Source organism: Thiorhodococcus fuscus (genome assembly GCF_042682685.1).
GTDB lineage: Bacteria > Pseudomonadota > Gammaproteobacteria > Chromatiales > Chromatiaceae > Imhoffiella > Imhoffiella fuscus.
This window is the reverse complement of record NZ_JBHUHX010000010.1, coordinates 81,536-102,994: the sequence shown is the minus strand read 5'-3', so window position 1 is coordinate 102,994 and position 21,459 is coordinate 81,536. Positions and strand designations below refer to the sequence as shown.

18 protein-coding genes and 4 tRNA genes are annotated in these 21,459 nt (G+C 61.4%); 14 read left to right on the top strand and 8 right to left on the bottom strand.

Translation table 11 applies throughout. The features are described from left to right. Positions 1–337 precede the first annotated feature (337 nt). From ACFSJC_RS05600 to folD, 6 genes are all read right to left on the bottom strand, one after another. A complete protein-coding gene (locus tag ACFSJC_RS05600; RefSeq protein WP_386024393.1) occupies positions 338–1,240 on the bottom strand; it encodes a BRO family protein in 903 nt (300 codons plus the stop codon). 406 nt (positions 1,241–1,646) lie between these two features. Further along, positions 1,647–2,588 carry a hypothetical protein gene (locus tag ACFSJC_RS05595; protein ID WP_386024390.1) on the bottom strand — a complete coding sequence of 314 codons (942 nt, stop codon included), beginning with the start codon at positions 2,586–2,588 and terminating at the stop codon, positions 1,647–1,649. Positions 2,589–3,536: 948 nt separating this feature from the next. After that, on the bottom strand, positions 3,537–4,088 hold the full coding sequence (locus ACFSJC_RS05590) for a recombinase family protein (protein WP_386024387.1): 552 nt from the start codon (positions 4,086–4,088) through the stop codon (positions 3,537–3,539). Positions 4,089–4,697: 609 nt separating this feature from the next. After that, positions 4,698–6,017 (bottom strand): tyrosine-type recombinase/integrase, encoded by a 1,320-nt coding sequence (locus ACFSJC_RS05585; protein WP_386024384.1) that lies wholly within the window; start codon positions 6,015–6,017, stop codon positions 4,698–4,700. 187 nt (positions 6,018–6,204) lie between these two features. Next, positions 6,205–6,663: a PGPGW domain-containing protein gene (locus ACFSJC_RS05580; protein ID WP_386024381.1), complete on the bottom strand. Its 459-nt coding sequence runs from the start codon at positions 6,661–6,663 to the stop codon at positions 6,205–6,207. Positions 6,664–6,755: 92 nt separating this feature from the next. Then, positions 6,756–7,616: a bifunctional methylenetetrahydrofolate dehydrogenase/methenyltetrahydrofolate cyclohydrolase FolD gene (folD, locus tag ACFSJC_RS05575; RefSeq protein ID WP_386024378.1), complete on the bottom strand. Its 861-nt coding sequence runs from the start codon at positions 7,614–7,616 to the stop codon at positions 6,756–6,758. A 185-nt stretch (positions 7,617–7,801) separates the two neighbouring features. Between folD and ACFSJC_RS05570 the strand changes: the two genes are divergently transcribed. The 10 genes from ACFSJC_RS05570 (at position 7,802) to mgtE (ending at position 14,865) form a co-directional block, all read left to right on the top strand. Beyond that, a tRNA-Pro gene (locus ACFSJC_RS05570) sits at positions 7,802–7,878 on the top strand. Positions 7,879–7,936: 58 nt separating this feature from the next. Further along, a tRNA-Arg gene (locus ACFSJC_RS05565) sits at positions 7,937–8,013 on the top strand. Positions 8,014–8,157: 144 nt separating this feature from the next. Beyond that, a tRNA-His gene (locus ACFSJC_RS05560) sits at positions 8,158–8,233 on the top strand. A 52-nt stretch (positions 8,234–8,285) separates the two neighbouring features. Next, positions 8,286–8,361, top strand: a tRNA-Lys gene (locus ACFSJC_RS05555). 249 nt (positions 8,362–8,610) lie between these two features. Next, the gene (locus tag ACFSJC_RS05550; protein ID WP_386024375.1) at positions 8,611–8,808 is read left to right on the top strand and encodes a hypothetical protein; all 198 of its coding nucleotides are present in this window, start codon (positions 8,611–8,613) and stop codon (positions 8,806–8,808) included. Between the two features lie 25 nt (positions 8,809–8,833). Then, positions 8,834–9,568 carry a HipA family kinase gene (locus ACFSJC_RS05545; RefSeq protein WP_386024372.1) on the top strand — a complete coding sequence of 245 codons (735 nt, stop codon included), beginning with the start codon at positions 8,834–8,836 and terminating at the stop codon, positions 9,566–9,568. Further along, positions 9,565–10,404: a DUF3037 domain-containing protein gene (locus ACFSJC_RS05540; protein ID WP_386024369.1), complete on the top strand. Its 840-nt coding sequence runs from the start codon at positions 9,565–9,567 to the stop codon at positions 10,402–10,404. Before ACFSJC_RS05545 ends, ACFSJC_RS05540 begins: the two co-directional genes overlap by 4 nt. A 234-nt stretch (positions 10,405–10,638) precedes the next feature. Next, positions 10,639–12,447, top strand: a complete 1,809-nt coding sequence (locus ACFSJC_RS05535; RefSeq protein WP_386024366.1) for an AAA family ATPase — start codon at positions 10,639–10,641, stop codon at positions 12,445–12,447. Beyond that, positions 12,444–13,328, top strand: a complete 885-nt coding sequence (locus ACFSJC_RS05530; protein ID WP_386024363.1) for a general secretion pathway protein GspB — start codon at positions 12,444–12,446, stop codon at positions 13,326–13,328. Before ACFSJC_RS05535 ends, ACFSJC_RS05530 begins: the two co-directional genes overlap by 4 nt. A 94-nt stretch (positions 13,329–13,422) precedes the next feature. Next, positions 13,423–14,865 (top strand): magnesium transporter, encoded by a 1,443-nt coding sequence (gene mgtE, locus ACFSJC_RS05525; RefSeq protein WP_386024361.1) that lies wholly within the window; start codon positions 13,423–13,425, stop codon positions 14,863–14,865. 70 nt (positions 14,866–14,935) lie between these two features. Here the strand turns inward: mgtE and ACFSJC_RS05520 are convergent, their stop codons facing one another. After that, positions 14,936–15,424: a peptidylprolyl isomerase gene (locus ACFSJC_RS05520; RefSeq protein ID WP_386024358.1), complete on the bottom strand. Its 489-nt coding sequence runs from the start codon at positions 15,422–15,424 to the stop codon at positions 14,936–14,938. 182 nt (positions 15,425–15,606) lie between these two features. Here ACFSJC_RS05520 and cysS point away from each other — a divergent pair, with 182 nt between their 5' ends. The 4 genes from cysS (at position 15,607) to ACFSJC_RS05500 (ending at position 21,023) form a co-directional block, all read left to right on the top strand. Further along, the gene (gene cysS, locus ACFSJC_RS05515) at positions 15,607–16,998 is read left to right on the top strand and encodes a cysteine--tRNA ligase (protein WP_386024355.1); all 1,392 of its coding nucleotides are present in this window, start codon (positions 15,607–15,609) and stop codon (positions 16,996–16,998) included. Positions 16,999–17,120: 122 nt separating this feature from the next. Continuing rightward, complete coding sequence (locus ACFSJC_RS05510; protein ID WP_386024352.1) at positions 17,121–18,518, top strand: PAS domain-containing sensor histidine kinase; 1,398 nt, start codon at positions 17,121–17,123, stop codon at positions 18,516–18,518. Next, positions 18,515–19,522, top strand: coding sequence for an NADH-quinone oxidoreductase subunit B family protein (locus ACFSJC_RS05505; RefSeq protein WP_386024349.1), 1,008 nt, complete (start codon positions 18,515–18,517; stop codon positions 19,520–19,522). Before ACFSJC_RS05510 ends, ACFSJC_RS05505 begins: the two co-directional genes overlap by 4 nt. A gap of 52 nt (positions 19,523–19,574) precedes the next feature. Continuing rightward, positions 19,575–21,023 (top strand): nickel-dependent hydrogenase large subunit, encoded by a 1,449-nt coding sequence (locus ACFSJC_RS05500; RefSeq protein WP_386024346.1) that lies wholly within the window; start codon positions 19,575–19,577, stop codon positions 21,021–21,023. Between the two features lie 27 nt (positions 21,024–21,050). Here the strand turns inward: ACFSJC_RS05500 and ACFSJC_RS05495 are convergent, their stop codons facing one another. Continuing rightward, positions 21,051–21,440, bottom strand: a complete 390-nt coding sequence (locus tag ACFSJC_RS05495; RefSeq protein WP_386024344.1) for a hypothetical protein — start codon at positions 21,438–21,440, stop codon at positions 21,051–21,053. Between the last annotated feature and the right edge of the window lie 19 nt (positions 21,441–21,459).

Sequence of the window (21,459 nt, the reverse complement as noted above, 5' to 3'; positions counted from 1 at the left end):
GTGGATCAGATTTGAGCCATACCGAGATTCCCTCCGATGGAGAAAATCTCAGGGCAGCCCGTGGGATCGGGCTTGGGTGCGCCGGGAGAGCGCGGAGTGGATCTTGGTGGGGCCATTGACCACGTTGAGTGTCGCCTTCTTAGGGGAAGGCTTCCCGACCAGAGCGGTCAGGGATTAGATATGAAGTCTGTTGCGCATCTGAAGCCCCGGTATTGCTGGGCTCATGGGCCATTATGCATCAGACTTTTGCGTCCCTTCAGTCTGATGTCGGGACACACACTGAGACAGGTGTCTCGACAGTCCACTGAGGGTGCTCTCGGTGGCGAGGTCGCTTGCGTTACGCTGTAACGGCTCTCTGGGCCAACCAGGCATTCAGGTCTCGGAGGTAGTCAGCCGCGATCTCTTCGACCGCCCAGGCGTCCCGGTGCCGCTTCGAGAAGCTGGCCAGCTCCAGGGCAGAGGGAAGGCCGCGCTGCTTGGCGATCTCCCGCAGCCTGGGAGCCAGAGCCTCGACCCAGTGCCACGGCTCCAGGTGTTCGGGGATGGAGATGCCCTGGTTCAGCAGGTAGGTGAAGGCGTCGACCAGGGACCGCTTGGTTCCACGGGCATTGAGCTTCAGCGCCTCGACGGATGGGACGGCGATCGGTTGTTCCATGGTCCCCTCGACTGGGGGCTCATGGATGGTAGGAGCCAGGCTGTCCTCTGTGGTCTCCTGATCCGGGGGGGCATGGTCTGTAGGGTGCTCCATCGTCATGGTCCCCTCTCTCAGGGGTTCATGGTCAGACGCCGATCCCTCGGTCTTCATGGTCCCCTCAACCGGGGGTTCATGGCTGACGGGAGCCAGGGCAGTCTCCATGGTCTCCTTATCCGGGGGTTCATGATCAGCGGGGCTCTGGCCAACCTCAGTGTTCCCCCTATCGAGGGGTTCATGGGGCTGCTCGACCACGATGGCCGAGGTGATCAGCTCCAGCATCGCTGTCTTGACCGGGGCTGTCTGCGGGCGGTCGCTCTTGAAGACCAGTGCAGTTAGGCCAGCAAGGCTGACCAAGCCGATCATCGGGTTGATGCCTGCCGCATCCGGGTCTCTGTAGAGCATCCGGTGCTCGGAGCTGATGTGCTTGGTCATGCCTTTGGTCTTGGCATAGCCCAAGATAGCGGCGAGCGCGGAGGCTTTGAGCCAAGGACGACCGTCGATGGTGACCATGGCCAAGCGGAGTTGATCGATAGTGTCGATGTGCATGTGTGGTGATTTCTGTTCTGGTCGCCATTCTCCAGACGCACCATCCCCCAATGCCCGAGACCAGCAACCTCACCACAAGGCGAGCACCGGAGGCATCTGAAGAATAGCGACCGGATCAGGCTGATCTTGGAATGGACGGCTTGGTGTTGTCGTGGCGGTGAATCGACTGGGTGTGTCGATCCCTGCACAGCAGGTGCGAAGCGTTCGCTGGACCGGAGAGGGTCAGGCAGTGACCTATGGACCCCCAGTTCGGGGGATCATGCATAGGTCGTGTGTGCATGGGATCAGGCTGTCGAGGGACGGTGCGGTGAAGGCTTCAGGCTCCACCTCGGTACTCTTCGCATCCTGGAGGGTCGTAGGTTCAGCCCCGGTGCTCTCCAGAATCGGGAGGGATCCCCGGTGACAGCTAGAAGTAGCTGTCCATCTGCCTCGGCGTGTCCAGGTTGCGCTTTACCTTGCTCGTGGCGATGTGCTTCTTCACATCTGCCAGATCAGGATCGAGACCCTTGGTCTCCAGATAGGGCCGCATGTCGATAGCCCTTGAGAAGGTCGGGCCAAGGATACTTTTCAGCTCGGCGTCATCGGCTTTCCCGGCCTTCAGCAACACCTCAACCGTCTTGTAAGCGGATTCGTAGGTGGCAAGGTCGTCGTTGTCGAGAACGTCTCGGATACCACAGCCGAAGAGATCGCTCCAATATCCAGCCCGGAATCCAGTCAGGATCACTGACACCTTGCTCTTCAGTCGCTGCTCTTCGCTGTTGACCGCACCCTTCAGCGCAAGCCCCTTGACTCCAGCCTCGGCGAAGGTCTTGGTGGCGTGATGATGGATGGCGTTGTCAATGCCGATGATCCGTTCACCTCGAAGCTGGTTGCGGTTCGCGAGCTTCAGGACTACGGATTCCATCAAGAGGAAGTACCGGCGGATCTCAGCGCCTTCAGGCGTGTTGGCCTGCATGGCGAGATCGGCCGCCACGCTGCGGCTGAGGGTGTAGTTTGCGGCGGGACGACCACGCTTTCCGGTCTTCTCGATTTTCGAGGAAATTTCCTCGTTATTCGCGATGGGCTTGATGTAGTGGTCAGCCCAGAAGCGGAACTGGCCATGCGGCTTCCCGATCCGCTTCCAGAGTTTCTGTGCGTCAATCTGAGGCTCCATCGGATCCTCGACGACTGGCAGAACTCGACGGGCATTCAGAATCAGCTTGGCTGCCTGCTCCTCAAAGCCCATTGCCCGGAGATCCTTGGTCGGAACTCGGTTGATGTCGTGGGTGACACTGCGACCGTCTCGCTTGGTTTTGCGCTTGCGGTTCTTCTTGCCTTCAAGCTCGATGATGTTGTCGTTGATAGACATGGTGGTTCGTTTCCTTTTCAGGTGAGCACCCACAGGCAAGCACCATCCCAAGCCAGCCCATCAACTCCCCGAACCACGGGAAACTGACCTGAGCAAGCCTGTAGATGCTGACCTGAATGGGTTGATGTAAATGAGATAGCCCTGGTGTGGGCTGTTGATCGAACGATCAGAGTTGGCGTGTTGCCGGATGGATCATTCCTGCAGAGCAGGTGCGAGAAGTCGCTAGACCGGGAAAGGACGGCACCGTGACCAAGGACCGATAGCGGTGATGGTCGTTGGCCGAGCCAGTAAAAAGAGACCCTGGCCAGCATGGAGCCGACCAGGGTTTACCGTAGGAGCAGCTGATGGCATTCAGCCTCGGGGACTCTCGGTCTCTGCCAAGAGCATCCTGGGCTGATCTACCAGGGTGACGTGTCGAGGATCCAGCGGCTTGCTTCGACCATCATGATCGGGACGATTCCCGGAACAGGCTGTTCTGAGGTCGGGGCAAGGTGTCCTCCTATGGGGTCGCTATCGTTCGGCTTCAGTGGATGCATTGCTTCCCATCGACCAAGCCTTCGGAGGGGATCTATTCGAGATGGTCATGATGGAAGACGCCACTGAAGCACCACCATCGTCACACTTCGAGCTGGGTCTTTAGTGTCTCTTCAGTGACACTTCAGTCTGTTCATCCGGGATGGAGGGATTGGGATCTCCGTCGAAGAGGGGGCAGCAATCAAGAGGTCGTCCGTAACCTATTGACCTGAATGAGGATCTCAGCGGGTGGCTCTTTCTGGATCGTGTCGGTTCCGGGTGCGGATACCCGATGCATGACCAGGACAGCCCAGAAGGGCTTCTGAGCCGCCCGCAACCTCGGTCAGCAATCCCCTTCGGTCAGGCTCCGGTCGTCTTCATGGGCTTCTCGCGGGGCCAGAGCGGCGCTCTCGCTCCTCTCTTGGCCCGCCAGGCTCAATCCCCGAGAATCCGGTAGACACTCGCTCTGCCGATTCCGAGCTGGCTGGCAATGGCTGTCGCTCCCATGCCTTCAGCGGCCAGCTTGCGGACCTCTTCGGCCTTGGCTCGGGCTGTCGGCTTCCTGCCCTTGTACTTGCCCTCGGCCTTGGCCTTGGCGATGCCTTCCCGCTGGCGCTCCAGCATGATCTCCCGCTCGAACTGGGCGATGCTGCCGACGATGTTGAACATGAGCCGACCCTGAGCCGTGCTGGTGTCCAGTCCCATGTCCAGGATCTTCAGTGCCACTCCCTTGGCCTCCAGTCGCTGCTGGATCTCGACGAGGTGTGGGACCGATCTGGCCAGCCGATCCAGCTTGGTGCAGACCAGGACATCCCCCTTGCGGCAGAACTTGACCGCTTCCTCGAACCGCTCCCGTCTCACGAGATCCACCGAGCTGACCTGCTCGATGTAGACCTCCTCGCATCCGGCTGCCCTTAGCTCGCGCTCCTGGCTCTCGATGCTGGCGACTTGGTCGATGGTGCTACTGCGGGCGTATCCGACAAGCATGGGTGTCTCTCCTGGGTCGGCTGTCTCATAAGGATCTTATATATCATGAGACGGATTGTCTCAAAACGCAATAACCACTCATGTGAGACGCGATGCCGAGGGCTTCGGTGGTTCCCACTAGGGCTTGCCCTATTGAGACACTGCTTCGGGTTGCTGTGGTGTCGACAGCCAATCGCTCCTGTCGGCGCGGACGGGATCCGGTGTGATGAATGAGGATGGAGAGAGCGGATCGGCGTCTGCCTGTGCATCAACCTGGCGGGGTTGGGCATGAGGAGGAAGAGGACCAGTAGCAGGCAGAGGCAGTCGATGGATGCCCGGCTGTCTGTCGACGATCCCAGCCTGGGGCAGGCGATGAGGTGAAGCGGAGCGATGCGGTCAGATGCATACCGAGGGGTGGGCACGGTGAATCATCGCGCATGGCAGGGAACGCCCTGGGGGTAGAGGGGGGGATGATCCAACCGGCCGGATTAGGAAGGGCATTCAGATTTTTGCGGCAAAACACTCGTGGCTCTCGTCGGGTCAGCCTCCATCTATATAGAGGAGTAGGGCGGGGGCGGCAGCCGTCCAGGCGGTATCTGCCATCCCCGCCAAAGCGCGGGCACACTACCTTCAGCTCGACGTACTTGGTCTCGGGTAGTCCAGAGCCATGATGGCGTGAGTCTGTCGCTCCAAGTTGAAGCCTTTGTGATAGACGCCCAAGGTGACGCTGTCAGCCGAGTCGTGTCCCACGATCGAGGCAACGACCGATTGCTGGACATCGGCGTTCAACAGCCGTGTGATCACGGTGTGGCGGAAGGAGTGGAATCCATGCTGGCTGGTGAAGCCCAGTTTCTTCTTCAGCCGTCCGAACCGTTTGCCGATAGCGTTTGAGCGATCCCCGTATTTGTCGGGTGTGAGCCCTGACAGGACGTATCCATCGTCAGATGACTTCGTCAAACGCTCCAAGGTCTCCTTCAGCTCTGGGTGAACTGGGACGGTTCGGATACCTGCGGCGGTTTTTGAGTCCTCGATCCTGAAGAAAGGGAAGGGCGCGTCCAGGTGGACTTGCTCGACCTTGAGACCGCACAGCTCGCTGATTCTGGCTCCGGTCCACATGCCAAGGCGAATCAGATCGGCCAATGGGGTGTCCTTGGGGGATGCTGCCTCCAGTAACTGGAAGACTTCGTCCGGGGTGTAGTCCTTTCGTTTGTCGCGTGGGCGGACAGATTTGGAGCCGTTCTGCTGGACGGATAGCTTGGTGAAAGGCTCCACGTCGTCTGGCACCTTGCCGATGTCTTGCAGGTATTTCCAGTAACCCCGGTAGGCTGGGAGAAGCCGGTCCAAAGTCTTCCGGTTCATCCCCTCCTGTTGAAGGAGGTCTTTGGCGATCCAGGAAGTCACATCAGCCTTGTTGATGTCTTGAAGATAGGCGAACTTCCGCGCCAGCCGCTCCAGATCCGAGCGGTACATCCTTTCTGTCTTGGGCTGGATGTTGTCCTTGGTGGCGAGCCAGTCGTCAATGTAGCTGTCGGTTTTGGTGATCTTTCCTGTGGCGATCTTGTAGGTTCGGATGGCTTCATCCGCCTCGGGAAGATCGCTGAGATCGTTGCCGGTGTAACCCTGCTGTCGGGCTGCACGCTCAAGTTGGTTGTCGAGCTTATCTTGCAGAATGCTGCTCAGTATCTCTCGCTCGAAGTCTGATGAGCAGGCATCGAACGCTTGGCGCCAGTATTCCCTCTCTTGTTCCAGAGGATCGATGTTCGAGTTCTTGGCCTTGGCGAGTTCCCGATGCCATCTCACTTCACAGAGGGCTGCGCGTCGCTTGGCTTCCTGTTCGTCCTCTGTCTTCAAGCTCACGACGAGTCGTTTCTTCCCTCCCATTGCCTCCCGGAGATTCGGGGGGATTTCCTGGAGTGCATACCATTTGCGGCGGCGTTTTTCGAGGTACATTGTTGGGGATCCTTGCGTGTTGACCCACACGTTTCACCCACACATATTACCTTCTATCCCTTTATACGCAAGGTTACTGGGATCGTCGGTCTGAAAATTGAGAGTCCCTCCCTCTCCGCCATCTATTCGTATCCCCCCCTCTTATTTCCCTTTAATCCCCGCTTGAGCAATCCGCTTGCCTATTTGGTCAAGGTCGTTCGCTTGCGTGCGATTTCTGCTGTCCGCAGTCGGGCGCGATCAATGGGGCGCTCCCGCCTTTTTTGCGCAGCCAATTGATGCCGCCGAGGATTCGCGGGTTGCTTGCCAGTCTGCGCTCCAACGCGAATTTGCCTGGAAAATCGCTCAGGATAATTCCCATGATGATCGTGAGCAGGCCCTGTCCAGGGAGTACCAGCATCGCGATTCCCGCAAGGATCAGAATCCCCCCTGTGAGATTCTTGAGCGCCAGAATGCCGTAATGAAGCAGTCGATGGAGGCGTTTGCGAGTCCGTTGGTGCTCGCGGTCGCAGAAATAGTCCTCGGGTATCCGAGCCACGATGAAGGGCAGGGATGCCAGGGACGCGAGACAGAGGGCCACCGATAGCCCGGCCATCCAGAGGATCTTGGCTTGATGGGCAAGCGCCCAGACGGTGAAGGTGTCGATCATGGTGGCGGCTTTTGGTGTGGCGGTATCCGGCGGATCGGTGAGATCGGGGGCAGCTCGGTCCCCCCGGTCTCTATGCGGTTTTGCTAGGGCGATCAGTGCGCCTGTGCGTGCAGTTCGGCGGCTTGAAGGGTGTTTTCCAGCAGGCTGGCGATGGTCATGGGGCCGACGCCGCCTGGCACTGGGGTTATCCAGGAGGCGCGCTCGGCGCAGGCCGCGAAGTCGACGTCTCCGATCAGCTTGCCTTCCGGCGTGCGGTTGATGCCGACATCGATGACGATGGCGCCGTCCTTGACCCAGTCGCCCGGGACGAACTCGGGTCGGCCGACGGCGGCGACCAGAATGTCCGCCGCGCGTGCTTTGTCGGCGAGGTCCTTGGTCCGGCTGTGGCAGATGGTGACGGTACAGCGCGCGGCGAGGAGTTCCAGCGCCATGGGGCGGCCGACGATGTTGGATTGTCCGATGACGAGCGCGTCGAGCCCCGCGAGTTCGCGACCGGTGCGCGCGAGCATGGTCATGACGCCCTTGGGCGTGCAGGGCCGCAGCAGTGGCATGCGCAGCACCAGTCGGCCGACGTTATAGGGATGGAACCCATCGACGTCCTTGGTCGGTGAGATGCGCTCGGTGACGGCGTTCTCGTCCAGGTGCGCGGGCAGGGGCAGTTGAACCAGGATGCCGTCGATCGCCGGGTCTGCGTTGAGTTGGTCGATCAGCGAGAGCAATGCGTCCTGTGTGATGGTCTCGGGCAGTTCGTGCAGCTCCGAATGGAAGCCGACCTCGGCGCAGGCCTTGCGTTTGTTGCGGACGTAGACCTGAGAGGCCGGATTGGCGCCGACCAAGACCACGGCGAGCCCCGGCGAGCGTTTGCCGCTGGCCAGGAGGGCGTCGACTCGGCTCTTGATGTCTTGGCGGATTTCAGCGGCGATGGATTTGCCGTCGAGAATGGCTGCGTTCATGTTGATCCTGTTTTGCGGAACGAATAGCGCATCATAGCCAGGCGCCGAGTGGGATGAAAACGTGCCGACCGGTGGATGCTGCGCCGTAAAGAAAAAATCGATCGTGGGTTGACGGCTGCTGGCCTGTTGCGTATAGTGCCCGCTCTTCGATTCGGGGTTGCTTTGAAACGCGCCGCGTCCGAAGCCGGGGTATAGCGCAGTCTGGTAGCGCGCCTGCTTTGGGAGCAGGATGTCGGGGGTTCGAATCCCTCTACCCCGACCAAACGCCGACCATGAGCGAAATGCGCTTCAGCGTGACGCTGGCGCGGAACCCAGATTCAGCGCTCGTAGCTCAGCTGGATAGAGCAACGGCCTTCTAAGCCGTGGGTCGCAGGTTCGAGTCCTGCCGGGCGCGCCAAAGGCATCGTCTCGACAGCGGACCGGCGAGGCGGATCGCTTCGTGATGATGGCACGTCTTCAAGTGTGATGGATGCAACGAAGACGTTTCGGCGAACGAATGATTACGGTATAATGCACCGTACAGGGATGATAGAGTTTTATGGTGGGTGTAGCTCAGTTGGTAGAGCGCAGGATTGTGATTCCTGTGGTCGTGGGTTCGATCCCCATCGCCCACCCCATGTGCTGAAAGCGTTGTCCTGATGATATATCGGACGGCGTAATTGAAAGATCGGGTCGTTAGCTCAGTTGGTAGAGCAGTGGACTCTTAATCCATCGGTCGTAGGTTCGAATCCTACACGACCCACCAATAAAGAGAAGGGCTTAGCCGCAAGGTTAAGCCCTTTTTGTTTTGCGCGGCCCGTTCGCGATAGGGTGCGCTCTTCGCGAAGTGTTCTTGACGCTCGACGCTCCTCCTGGCTAATCTCGCGCTGGTATGGGGACGCCGGAGCAGGTTCCGCGATCTCTTAAGCATTCACCTCTCCTGACTGCCGCCGATACAGGTTCCGCAGATCCATGATGCGGCGATGGCGTCGTTGAACTTCGCCGAGTAGCCAGCGTGTATCCGAAATACTTCGGGCTCAAAGAGCCCAGTTTCTCCATCGCCCCAGATCCTCAATACCTCTATCTGAGCGAGCAGCAAAGGAGGCAGATGCTCGAAATCGATAGGATTGGGCAGACTCACATCGACATCTATAACGAGATCGACACCCTCCTGCCCGCCATTTTCGACCGCGCATTCCAGGGGGGGCTGTGAGCGAATCCAGTCGAGCCAACATTTCATGAGGCTGCAAATCGTCGAGGTCCTACGTCGCTCCGCGCAGGGGGTGACGCGCCCTTTCATCTGCCGGTGCGAAGACGGCGAGGTCTACTTCGTCAAGGGCGTTGGTGCTGGCCGCCGCAGTCAGATCTGTGAATGGATCGCGGGCAAGCTGGGCGTGGCCCTTGGGCTGCCAGTTGCCCCTTTCCGCATCCTAGACGTGCCGGCAGAACTCATTGAGGCGGATGGTGGCCTCATGCTTGCAGACCTGGGAGCGGGGCCGGTCTTTGGGTCGCAATGGCAGGAAGCCATGGAGCTGGCGGTCTCAGCCGTTCGGGAGATTCCAGACGAGATTCAGCAAGACGTGTTGGCTTTTGACTGGTGGGTTCATAACGGCGATCGACTCCTGACCGAGCGGGGTGGCAATCCCAATCTTTTTTGGCGTCCAGCTTCGCGTGAGCTGGTCGTTATCGACCACAACCAGGCATTTGATTCTGATTTCGAACCTGATAATTTTTTGGATTGCCATGTATTTGCCGCTCAGCGGCTCCACCTCTTCGATGACATGCTGAAGCGCCATGACTACAATCTTCGCTTCGCCTCAGCGCTCGCTGATTGGCCCGAGATATGCGCCGCGATCCCCGAGGCATGGCTGTTCGCCGACCCTGAGATGACTGTGCCGGTGGATTTTGACTTGGACGCCGCCCATCAATTACTTAAGAAACACGATCACGACGATTTCTGGACGACACCATGAGCAAGGTCGCCTGCCAATACGCCATCATACGTTTTGCCCCCTATGTGGAGACGGGCGAATTTGCGAATGTTGGCATCCTACTCATGGCGTCTAAGGTTCGCTTCTTCGGATTCAGGCTACAAGCCCGCCGCTACAAGAGAATTGCCGGTTTTTTCGAGGAATTGGACTCCAAACTCTATCGCGAAGCCATTCATGCGCTCAAAGATGAATTGGAGAGAATTCATTGGGTGCTGAAGGCGAATGGATTCGATCGGCGCAGAAGCGCCAACGACATCGAATTTGCAAAGCAACTCTTTTCTGAAATTGTACGTCCTCGCGAAAGCATCCTCCGCTTTAGCGATCCTGGTGTCGTGCTTACCGACGATCCCGAGGAGAAATTGCAGGAACTATTCTCATTTTATGTTGAGCGGAGCTTCGTGACGAAGCAGTACCAGGAAACGATCTTGGAAGATGGGGTGCGCAAATGGCTGAACAATGCCCGGATTGGCGATCGCTTTCAGCGCTTGACCATCGGTGACGAGGACTATCAGGCGACCTTTCCTTTTGTCGAGCAGATCGATCAGAAACCAGTCAAAGCCATCAAGCCCCTGCATCTCGCCCAAGGTCAGCCGAGCAAAATCATGGAACACGGTGCCGCTTGGCTGTTTCGCGTGAACGAGCTGAAACATCGCGCCAGACTGCCCGAAAACGTCTTGTTTACTGTAAGTGGCCCAGAGGATAAGGATGAACGGCGTCAGCGTGCCTTCACTGATATCGTGGGGCGTTTGGAAGACACCGGCGTTGAGGTAACTGAGTACGTCAATCGGCAACGTATCCTTGAGTTCGCAGCTACCTGATACTGTTGCGAGTGCTTTTTGTTTTGCGTGCTCCGTTTACGCTAGGTCGCGCTCTTCGCTGCGAGGAGTTCTTGACGCTCAGGCCTCCTCCTGGCTAATCTGCCGCTGGTCCGGGGATGCCGGAGCAGATCCTGCGATTCCTTAAGAAAGAATTCTCTCCTGACTGCCGCCGACAGAGGTTCCGCAGATCCATGATGCGGCGATGGCGTCGTTGAACTTCGCCGAGTAGCCAGCGTGTATCCGAAATACTTCGGGCTCAAAGAGCCCAGTTTCTCCATCGCCCCCGATCCTCAATACCTCTATCTGAGCGAGCAGCACAGAGAGGCGCTCGCGCATCTGCTCTACGGAGCGGGCGAGGGCGGCGGGTTCGTGCTGCTGACGGGTGAGGTCGGTACTGGCAAGACGACCGTGTGCCGGGCCTTTCTGGAACAGTTGCCCGACGGCGTCGATGTGGCCCTGATTCTGAATTCGGCTCAGAGCGCCAACGAACTGCTGTGCAGCATCTGCGATGAGTTTCGTGTTTCGCTGCCCTCGGGACAGCTGTCGAACAAGGTGCTGGTCGATCGGCTGAACCAGTATCTTCTGGAGGCGCACGGTCGCGGTCATCGCCCGGTGCTCATCATCGATGAGGCGCAGAACCTCCGGCCCCAAGTGATGGAGCAGATCCGCCTCCTGACCAACCTGGAGACGACCAAGCACAAGCTGCTGCAGATCTTTCTGATCGGCCAGCCGGAGCTGCGGCGCATGCTGGAAAGCGATCGCTTGCGTCAGCTCAACCAGCGCATCACCGCCCGCTTCCATCTTAACCCCTTCAGCCTCAAGGAAACTGGCGACTACATTCGTCACCGTGTGGCGGTCGGCGGTGTGGACCGTCCTCTCTTCACGGCTGGCGCCATCCGGCTTATCTATCGCTATTCCGGCGGTATCCCGCGCCTCATCAACATCCTTTGCGATCGCGCGTTGCTGGGCGCTTGCGTGACGCGATCCTCCCAGGTGACACCGTCGATTACAGCCAAGGCCGCACGCGAGGTGCATGGCGAATCGGACGCTAAGCCGACCCTATCGATCGGCCGTCTCGTCATGCTGGCCTCGATCTCGTTCGTGCTGGCGCTGGGTATCGGCCTGGGGACCTTCTATCTCACCAATGGCGACCCCGAGCGCATCCTCGCCTGGGTCGAGCGCGAAGTCGGGTGGCCCGGTGTCGCGTCTTCGGATTCCATCACGGCCGAGGATGTTCCCGCCGCCGCGACCCTGTCGGAGGGAGTGAAGGAACCTTCGGCGCCGGAATCTTCCTCTGCGTCCTCGACGTCGGTCGAGGCTGGCGCTGGAACGTCTAGCGAGCCAGTTGCTTCTGAGCCGCCCGAGATCCCCTTGGCCGACTTCGCGCCCGATCAATTGGGCGCGACCCTCGGTCGTCTGTCCTTGAGCGAATCCCAGGCCATGCTGTTGCTGCTGAAACGCTGGGGGGTCGAACTCGATGAATTGGGCGCTGGGGATCCGTGCGCGCGCGCGATGCGTTTCGGTTTGAGTTGCCAGCGCGAGACCGGCAAGCTCAGTAACGTGCGTTTCTTCGATCTGCCCGCCTTGATGCGGCTCAACGGATCCGGCGCGGACGCGCGCTTCCTCGTGCTCACCGCACTGGGTGCGCGGGAGGCCGTGGTCGTGCTTCCCGACGGTCCCCGGCGCATCCCCGTCGAGGGGTTGGAGCGCATCTGGAGCGGCGACTACATCCTGCTCTGGCAGACGCCGCCGGGTGGAACCACGGTCATCGGCTCTGGGTCTCCCGGGGACGATGTGCACTGGTTGCGCGAGCTGTTGGCGCAGGTCCCGGGAATCGAGGTACCGGATCGCGAGTCGAGCCGCTACGATGCCTCATTGGTTGGGGCGCTGAAGACCTTTCAGTCGTCGAAGGGGCTTCAGCCCGATGGATTGGCCGGGCCGCGAACCCTGATCCAGCTGCATCACGCCGTCGAGATGCCCGGCGTGCCTCGGCTCGACAGGATCGACACGTCGGACGCGGCAGCGGAGGTGGAGGTGCCATGAGCTACATCCTGGAGGCGCTCCGGAAATCCCAGCAGGAACGAGAGCTTGGGCAGGTTCCGACCCTGGATTCGAGCGACCTCTTTGCCGAGGACAAGGAACCGCCTCCGACCAACCATTGGGGGCTGTTGGCGGTCGGGCTCGCCAGCCTCGCGGTGGTCATCGCGCTCTACGCGGCCTTCAGGTCACCGACCTCGTCTACAAGTGGTGTGGGCGGGCCGATGACCGACAGCGTGCCGCCAGACGTTTCGTCGGTGAATTTGGGGACCTCCGGTCGGGGCGTCCAGGATAGGGTTCCAGTCAATCTGGACGATCGGGGGATGGCGTTGCCTTCGACTCCGCTGGTCGAGGCGCCGGGACCCCGGCGTCAGGTGTCGGATGTGGTCTCGGGTCCGCCCGTCCGTCGCAATGCGCCGACCGAGCAGGTACGCTCCGAGGCGTTCGATCCCTACGGGGCCGATCTCGAAGAGGCGCTGCAGCGCCAACTCGAGGCCGAGTCCGATTTCGAGTCCGCGTCGTCCCCGGTCGAGCGTGCGTCGCGTTCCCAGGTGCCACCCGATCTGGTTCAGGATATCGAGGCGTTCAAGCAGCAGGTGCGTCGCGAGCAGGGGATTCCTCCTCCGTCGACCAAGGGGCGAGCCAAAGTCCGGATACCGAGCGATCCGACGACCTTGCGTCTGACGGCCATGCAGGCGGCCCAGATCCCCGCTTATCTGATGACCGCCCATGTCTACGATAAAGATCGGACCAAGCGCTTCGTGGTGATCAATACGCTCAGGTATCGCGAGGGCGAGCAGACCCGGGAGGGCTTCTGGGTCGAGCGCATCGTTCCAGAGGGCGCGGTCCTCAGTTATCTGGGCAATCCTTTCTTCGTCGCCCGCTGATTCCCCTGTTCGCGTTCCCGTGTCTCGCATTGATGGACCGAAGTCCGTAAAGTGCGCGGCTCGATTCCATCGACTCAGCCCTGGTGCTCTGACCATGACCGAGCAGAAGCCGCGCGATCCGGATGCCTTTCACCAACATCTTCACGATATTCAGGATCTGCTGGCGCGTCAGCAGCTGGTCGAGAGCCTGGAGCATCGCCAGAACATGCCGCATCGGGCGCTGGTCGAGACCATCACCCATAAGCAGAATCTGGCGCGCCTGAGTCGCAAGCTCGAACGTCTGCATCCAGCCGATATCGCTCGCATCCTGGAGGCGCTGCCGCTTGCGGACCGCTGGTTCGTCTGGGATATGGTGCGCGCGGACAAGGATGGCGAGATCCTCCTGGAGGTCTCGGACGCGGTGCGCGCCACGCTGCTTCGGACCATGGATCCGGACGAGCTCAAGGCCGTGGCCGAGTCGCTCGATGCCGACGAACTGGCCGATCTGGCCCCCGAACTGCCGTCCGAGATCATCCAGGACGTGCTCGATTCGTTGGATCAGAAGGAGCAGGAGCAGGTACGGGCGGCCATGTCCTACCCGGAGGGTACGGTCGGCGCCCTGATGGACTTTGACATGGTGACGGTGCGCGAGGACGTCACGCTGGAGGTGGTGCTGCGTTATCTGCGTCGTTTCGAGGCGTTGCCGGATCATACCGACAAGCTCTTCGTCATCGATCGCGATGATCGGCTTCATGGTGTTCTGACGCTCGAATCGCTGCTTATCAATGAGCCGGAGAAACAGGTGGGGCAGGTCATGAAGTCGCGCTCGCTGGTGACCTTCGGCCCGGATGACGACGCCAACGCCGCTGCCAATGCCTTCGAGCGTTACGACCTGGTCTCTGTGCCCGTGATCGACGACGAGCGCCGCCTGATCGCGCGCGTCACCATCGCCGACATGGTCGATCAGATTCGCGAGGAATCGGAGGCCGAGATCCTCAGCCATGCCGGTCTGCGCGAGGAAGAGGACATCTTTGCCTCCGTCATCCAATCGGTGAAGAACCGCTGGGCCTGGCTGGCGATCAATCTGGTGACGGCCTTTCTCGCCTCTCGGGTTATCGACCTATTTCATGACTCGATCGAGGAATTGGTCGCCTTGGCCGCGTTGATGCCGATCGTCGCCGGGATCGGCGGCAATGCCGGCAATCAGGCGATCACCATGATCGTGCGCGCCCTGGCCATGGGGCAGGTCGAGCCGTCCGGCATGTGGCGTCTGTTGAGGAAGGAGGTCGGCGTCGCGCTCATCAACGGTCTCGTCTGGGGTGGCGTGGTCGGGGTGCTGGCCTGGTGGCTCTATCGCGACCCCTATCTCGGTCTGGTGATGACCGCTGCCATGACGCTCAATCTGCTGTTGGCCGCGACGGCCGGGGTACTCATTCCGCTGATTCGTCAGCGCCTCGGGCGGGATCCGGCGCTCGGCAGCTCGGTGCTCATCACGGCGCTGACCGATTCGGGTGGGTTCTTCATCTTCCTTGGGCTGGCGACGCTCTTTTTGCTCTGAGAGCCGCCAGGCGTCAGATTTCGCCTCATGTGCCGCAACCGTCCGGGGACGGTTGCGTGCGACGCTTGGTTCAGTCGACGATCTCGGCCTTCTCGATGATGACGTCCTCGACCGGGACGTCTTGGTGGCCGTGACGGTTGCCGGTTTTGACGGCCTTGATGGCGTCCACCGTCTCCATGCCTTCCACAACACGGCCGAACACGCAGTAGCCCCAGCCGTCCTGGCCTGGATAGTCCAGGAAATCGTTGTTCGAGACGTTGATGAAGAACTGCGAGGAGGCCGAGTGCGGTGCCATGGTGCGGGCCATGGCGATGGTGCCGGTCTCGTTCTTGAGTCCGTTTTTGGCCTCGTTCTCGATGGGGCTGCGGGTTGGCTTCTGGTTGAAGTCGGCGGTCATGCCGCCGCCCTGGATCATGAAGCCGGAGATCACCCGATGGAAAAGGGTGCCGTCGTAGTGGCCGTCGCGGACGTATTGCTCGAAGTTGGCGCAGGTCTTGGGGGCCTTCTCGGTGTCCAGTTCGATCAGGATGTCGCCGTGATTGGTGGTGAGTTTGATCATGGAGATGGTTCCGGGCTTGAGCGTCGACACGCCGTAGTCACGAATCGTGCCTGCTCGTGGTGATTGATGACCGCCCATGGTAAGGACTTTGCTCGACGGTGGAAAGGCGCGGAGCGGCTCGCCCGGGGCTTTGCTACCATGATGCATTCGATGTTCGCCCTCATTGCCAAGAATTCGTGCCCATGCTGCAGATCCATAATAGTTTGACCCGCCAGAAAGATGTCTTCACGCCGATCGAGCCCGGAAAGGTGCGCATGTACGTGTGCGGCATGACCGTCTACGACTACTGTCACCTGGGGCACGCACGGGTGATGGTGGTGTTCGACGTTGTCTATCGTTACCTGCGCGCGCTCGGCTACGAGGTGACCTATGTCCGCAACATCACCGACATCGACGACAAGATCATCCGCCGCGCCGCCGAGAACGGCGAGCGCTTCACCGAGCTGACCGAGCGTTTCATCCAGGCCATGCGCGAGGATGCCGAGGCACTCGGCGTGCTGCCGCCGACCCAGGAGCCGCGTGCGACCGGGCATATGTCCGAGATCTTGGCCATGGTCGAGACCCTGGTCGACAAGGGCATGGCCTATGTCGCCGACAATGGCGACGTCTACTATGCCGTCGGCCAGTTCGCCGGGTATGGCAAGCTCTCGGGCAAGGATCCGCAGGATCTGCGCGCCGGTGCGCGGGTCGAGATCGGCGAGTCCAAGCGCGACCCGCTCGACTTCGCCCTCTGGAAGTCGGCCAAGCCGGGCGAGCCGGCCTGGGAGTCGCCTTGGGGGATGGGGCGTCCGGGGTGGCATATCGAATGTTCCGCCATGAGCACCTGCTGTCTGGGTAATCATTTCGATATCCACGGTGGCGGGGCCGATTTGCAGTTTCCGCATCACGAGAACGAGATCGCCCAGTCCGAGGGTGCGACCGGCGAGACCTTCGTCAACGTCTGGATGCACAATGGTTTCGTGCGGGTCAACGAGGAGAAGATGTCCAAGTCGCTGGGCAACTTCTTCACCGTGCGCGAGATCCTGCAGCGGTATCAGGCCGAGGAGGTGCGCTATTTCATCCTCACCAGCCAGTACCGCAGCCCGCTCAACTACGACGACGAGAACCTGCAGAACGCGCGTGGCGCGCTGACTCGTTTCTACACGGCCCTGCGCGGGCTTCCAGAGGTCGAGCCGGCATTCGGCGAGACCTATCGCGAGCGTTTCAACGCCGCCATGGATGACGACTTCAACACGCCGGTCGCGCTGGCAGTGCTTTTCGATCTGGTGCGCGAGATCAACCGGGTGCGTCCGGCCGACATCGAGCGCGCGGCGGCCTTGGGTGCCGAGCTGCGTCGATTGGGCGAGATGCTGGGGATCCTTCAGAGCGATGCAGAGGTCTATCTGCGTGGCGGCCCGAGTTCGACCGAGGATGGTCTCAGTGACGCGCGGATCGATGCGCTGATCCAAGAGCGGACCCAGGCGCGCGCAGACAGGGACTGGGCAGCGGCCGACCGCATCCGCAAGGAGCTCGCCGATGCCGGTGTCCAGCTCGACGACGGTCCGCAGGGAACGACCTGGCGCCGCGCTTCGTGAAGGTGGCGGCATGGCGCCATGGTGATCGAGCCAAGGGCCGTCCCGGTTCGGTTCCATAGCGCCAAAGGGTGATCTTCGATCCGGCCGACGCATCAATTTCGGTGGCTCCGATGAATCCTACGATGCACGATTCTCGCTACGATTCGGACTCGGTGACGAATGACGCCGATGGCGGCCTCGGTCTGTCCGATCCGGCAGATGGTCTCGACAATCGCCAGGATGCGCTCTGGATCGAGGTCATCCACAAGATGGACGAGACCTATGCCGATCTGGTGCGGTATCAGGTCGAGCTGGAGGAGAAGAACAGCGCGCTCGAAACGGCCCATCAGTTCATTTCGAGCGTGCTGGCCTCGATGACCGACGTTCTCATCGTCTGCGACATCAACGGACGTATCGAGGAGGTCAATCCGGCATTGGAAAGCCTGTCGGGTCAGTCGGAATCGGCCTTGATCGGGCGTCCCTTCCAGTCGCTCCTCACCGCCGAGTGCTTGGATCTGGCCAGCGGTTTCGTCGAGAAGATTCGCGATCACGCGGTCTACGATTGCGAGCTGGTTTTGCGCGGCGAGCACGAAGAGGTGCCGCTGGCCGTCAACTGCACCTCCCGCTACGATCCTCGCGGTCGACTGGTGGGGATGGTGCTGATCGGCCGTCCGGTGGGCGAGCTGCAGCGCGCCTACAAGGCGCTGAACCAGGCCCACGACGAGCTCAAGCAGGCCCAGCAACAGCTGGTCAGCGCCGAAAAGATGGCCTCGCTGGGGCGTCTGGTCGCCGGGGTCGCGCACGAACTCAACAATCCCATCAGCTTCGTCTATGGTAATGTCCATGTGCTCAGTCGCTATCGCGAACGGCTGCGCGCCTTTTGCGACGCGGTGGATGCCTCCGATCCGCCCGAGAGTCTCAAGGCGCTCAAGGAGGAGCTGCGCATCCAGCGCTTGCTCGACGATCTGGATCCGCTGATCAAGGGAACCCTCGAAGGCGCCGAGCGGGTGCGGGACGTGGTCCATGATCTGCGATGCTTCTCCGGCGGTCAGCAGGGCGAACGCGCGCCCTTCGATCTGGTTCGCGTGGTTCAGACCGCTGTCCAGTGGGTCACCAAGGGCAAACGGTTCGGGGTGCGGCTCGACCTGGAGCTGCCGGACCGTCTCGATCTCTGCGGCCATGCCGGACAGATCCATCAGGTGGCGATGAATCTGGTGCAGAACGCGGTGGACGCGCTGCAGCAGACGCCCGATCCCGAGATCGGGATCCGTCTCATCCGGTTCGAGCGCGAGGCCCTGGCGGAGAGCGGTATCTCCCGGCGCGACTGGGTGCGGCTCACCATCGAGGACAACGGTCCCGGTCTCTCGGAGGACGGTTTGCTCAAGGTGTTCGACCCCTTCTTCACCACCAAGCCGGTCGGGCAGGGCACGGGGCTGGGCTTGTCCATCAGCTACGGCATCGTCACCGATCATGGTGGGCGTTTGAGTGTCGACAACCGTTCCGAGGGCGGCGCTCGCTTCACCATGGAGCTGCCGCTGTGAGCGCCCCGCTCGGCGTGCTCTGGCTCCAGTCCGGCGGTTGCGGCGGCTGCAGCATGTCGCTGCTCAACGCCGAGTCGCCCGAGCTGCCGGGTCTGTTCGACGCTGCCGGATTGCATCTCATCTGGCATCCCTCGCTGAGCGAGGCGAGCGGCGACGAGGTCGTGTCGCGCCTGGAGCGCCTGGAGCGGGGCGATGAGCCGCTCGACCTGCTGTGCGTCGAGGGCGCCCTGTTGCGCGGACCGAATGGCAGCGGGCGCTTTCATCTGCTGTCCGGAACCAACCGCCCCATGATCGATTGGGTGCGATCTTTGGCCGCACGTGCCGGTTGCGTGGTTGCCATGGGAACCTGTGCGGCCTACGGCGGGATTACCGCCGGCGCTGACAATCCCACGGATGCCTGCGGCTTGCAGTACGAGGGCGTGCATCCCGGCGGGCTGTTGGGCGCCGATTTCCGAGCTGCGGGCGGCCTGCCGGTCGTCAACATCGCCGGCTGCCCCATCCATCCCGACTGGGTCGGCGAGACCCTGGCGGCTCTGGCTCTGGGTGCGTTGGCCGAAGCGGATCTGGATCCCTACCAGCGTCCACGCATGTTCTACGATCACCTGGTCCATCACGGCTGTCCCCGCAACGAGTTCTACGAGTACAAGGCCAGCGCGTTGGAACACTCGGATTTGGGCTGTCTGATGGAGCACCTCGGTTGTCTCGGCACGCAGGCGCATGCCGACTGCAACACGCGTTTGTGGAATGGTCAGGGTTCCTGCACGCGGGGCGGCTATGCCTGCATCAACTGCACCGCGCCCGAGTTCGAGGAGCCGGGTCACGGCTTCCAGCAGACCCCTTCGGTGGCCGGGATTCCGATCGGCCTGCCGACGGACATGCCCAAGGCCTGGTTCGTCGCCCTGGCTTCGCTCTCGAAGGCCGCGACACCGCAGCGGTTGCGGCTCAATGCCACGGCGGATCATCTGGTGGTCCCGCCGTCGGTTCGTCATCCCCGGCAGCGTTAGCGAGATGCGGATGCGCTTTACGGGCGAACGCCTCGCAGGGGGCGACTGAGGCATGGCTCGACTCGTGGTCGGACCCTTCAATCGGGTCGAGGGCGATCTGGAGGTCCGGCTGGATGTCGTCGACGGACAGGTGCGCGAGGCCCATGTGGTCTCGCCGCTCTATCGCGGGTTCGAGCAGATCCTGCAGGGGAAGGATCCACTCGACAGCCTGGTGATCGTGCCGAGGATCTGCGGGATCTGTTCGGTCTCCCAGTCGGTGGCCGCCGCGTCCGCACTGGCTCAGGCGCAAGGGCTCTCGATGCCGCCGAACGGCGAGCTGGCGGTGAATCTCATTCTGGCCTGCGAAAATCTTGCCGACCACCTCACCCATTTCTATCTCTTCTTCATGCCCGACTTCGCCCGCGAGACCTATGCGGGCGAGTCCTGGTATCCGGCGCTCGCCGAGCGTTTTCGCGCCGGCTCCGGGGTCGCCGCGCAGGAGTTCACCGCAGCACGCGCCAGATTGCTGCATCTCATGGGCGTTCTTGCCGGGAAGTGGCCGCACAGTCTGAGTCTCCAGCCCGGTGGCTCCACGCGTGCCGTTCAGCCGCAGGAGCGGGTGCGTCTGCTGATGATCCTCGCTGGATTCCGCCGTTTCCTCGAAGAGCGGACCTTCGGTGACCGGCTGGAGACGATCGCCGGTCTGTCCAGTCGTCGCGCGTTGCTGGAATGGCGCGATCAGGCGCCGTCGGAGACGGGCGATCTGCGTTGGTTTCTCGCGGTTGCGGATCGCTTGGGGCTCGATCGGCTGGGGCGGGCGACCGATCGCTTCATGAGTTTCGGCGGGTTTCCGCTCGGCGAGTCGCGCCTGTTTCGGCGAGGGGTCTGGTCCGATGGGGCTCAGGATCTGGACGTGGCGGCCATCACCGAGGATTTGAGTCACAGCTGGATGCTCGGTGGGGCCGAACCCCTGCATCCGAGCGCCGGGAGCATGCTGCCGCTGATGGAGAAGGCCGGCGCCTACAGCTGGTGCAAGGCCCCGCGCCTGAACGGGCAGGTCATCGAGGTTGGCGCATTGGCGCGCCAGTTGATCGATGGTCAGTCGCTGGTGCGCGAGCTGGTCGGCCATTCGGGCGGCAATGTCGCCAACCGGGTCATCGCCCGCCTGATCGAGTCCGCCCGATTGCTGATCGCTATGGAGGAGTGGGTGCGTCAGCTCTGTCCGGGCGAACCCTTCTGTGTCTCGGGTCGGCTTCCGGAAGAGACGCAGGGCGTCGGTTTGATCGAGGCGGCGCGCGGCAGTCTCGGCCATTGGCTGCGGGTGCGTAACGGTCGCATCCTCAACTATCAGATCGTCGCGCCGACCACCTGGAACTTCTCGCCTCGGGATCGCGATCGGGTTCCTGGTGCCTTGGAGCAGGCGCTGGTGGGGGCACCGGTCAGGCCGGGAGAGCGCACGCCGGTGTCGGTCCAGCACATCGTGCGCTCGTTCGATCCCTGCATGGTGTGCACGGTGCATTGACCGGTGCCCCGGTCGTAGGGCGCGAGGCTATCCGCCGTTGCGGCAGGCCTGGGCACACTCCTGATAGCGGTTGCTGCAGTAGCCGTAGAGGTTCTCGGCGCAGGGCCAGCCAGGGTAGCCGCATGTCTTGGTGTCGTAGGCGGAGGCGAGGCACCAGCGGTAATTCTTGAAGGAGGCGTCGTAGCCGGCCTGGCATTGGCTGTAGTCGTAGCGCGCATCCTCGTTGCAATGCTCCTTGGTCACCCGGCAGTCCTCTACGCAGGCGATCTCGGCGAATTGTTGCGGCAGGGTCGCATCCAGCACCAGCGGCTTGGCGCAGCCACCGAGCGCGAGTGTGAAAATGGTGATACCCAAACCGATTCCGGTGCTCCGGATGGCCGGATTGGGACTTCCTAGACAAAGATTCAGTGGTCTCATCTGTATCGCTCCTGTCCAA

What these genes read in the sequence shown, in the direction of transcription:
- ACFSJC_RS05600 (WP_386024393.1), bottom strand. Translation starts at nt 1,240, where the DNA reads ATGCACATCGACACTATCGATCAACTCCGCTTGGCCATGGTCACCATC.
- ACFSJC_RS05595 (WP_386024390.1), bottom strand. Translation starts at nt 2,588, where the DNA reads ATGTCTATCAACGACAACATCATCGAGCTTGAAGGCAAGAAGAACCGC.
- ACFSJC_RS05590 (WP_386024387.1), bottom strand. Translation starts at nt 4,088, where the DNA reads ATGCTTGTCGGATACGCCCGCAGTAGCACCATCGACCAAGTCGCCAGC.
- ACFSJC_RS05585 (WP_386024384.1), bottom strand. Translation starts at nt 6,017, where the DNA reads ATGTACCTCGAAAAACGCCGCCGCAAATGGTATGCACTCCAGGAAATC.
- ACFSJC_RS05580 (WP_386024381.1), bottom strand. Translation starts at nt 6,663, where the DNA reads ATGATCGACACCTTCACCGTCTGGGCGCTTGCCCATCAAGCCAAGATC.
- folD (WP_386024378.1), bottom strand. Translation starts at nt 7,616, where the DNA reads ATGAACGCAGCCATTCTCGACGGCAAATCCATCGCCGCTGAAATCCGC.
- ACFSJC_RS05545 (WP_386024372.1), top strand. Translation starts at nt 8,834, where the DNA reads ATGAGGCTGCAAATCGTCGAGGTCCTACGTCGCTCCGCGCAGGGGGTG.
- ACFSJC_RS05540 (WP_386024369.1), top strand. Translation starts at nt 9,565, where the DNA reads ATGAGCAAGGTCGCCTGCCAATACGCCATCATACGTTTTGCCCCCTAT.
- ACFSJC_RS05530 (WP_386024363.1), top strand. Translation starts at nt 12,444, where the DNA reads ATGAGCTACATCCTGGAGGCGCTCCGGAAATCCCAGCAGGAACGAGAG.
- mgtE (WP_386024361.1), top strand. Translation starts at nt 13,423, where the DNA reads ATGACCGAGCAGAAGCCGCGCGATCCGGATGCCTTTCACCAACATCTT.
- ACFSJC_RS05520 (WP_386024358.1), bottom strand. Translation starts at nt 15,424, where the DNA reads ATGATCAAACTCACCACCAATCACGGCGACATCCTGATCGAACTGGAC.
- cysS (WP_386024355.1), top strand. Translation starts at nt 15,607, where the DNA reads ATGCTGCAGATCCATAATAGTTTGACCCGCCAGAAAGATGTCTTCACG.
- ACFSJC_RS05510 (WP_386024352.1), top strand. Translation starts at nt 17,121, where the DNA reads ATGCACGATTCTCGCTACGATTCGGACTCGGTGACGAATGACGCCGAT.
- ACFSJC_RS05500 (WP_386024346.1), top strand. Translation starts at nt 19,575, where the DNA reads ATGGCTCGACTCGTGGTCGGACCCTTCAATCGGGTCGAGGGCGATCTG.
- ACFSJC_RS05495 (WP_386024344.1), bottom strand. Translation starts at nt 21,440, where the DNA reads ATGAGACCACTGAATCTTTGTCTAGGAAGTCCCAATCCGGCCATCCGG.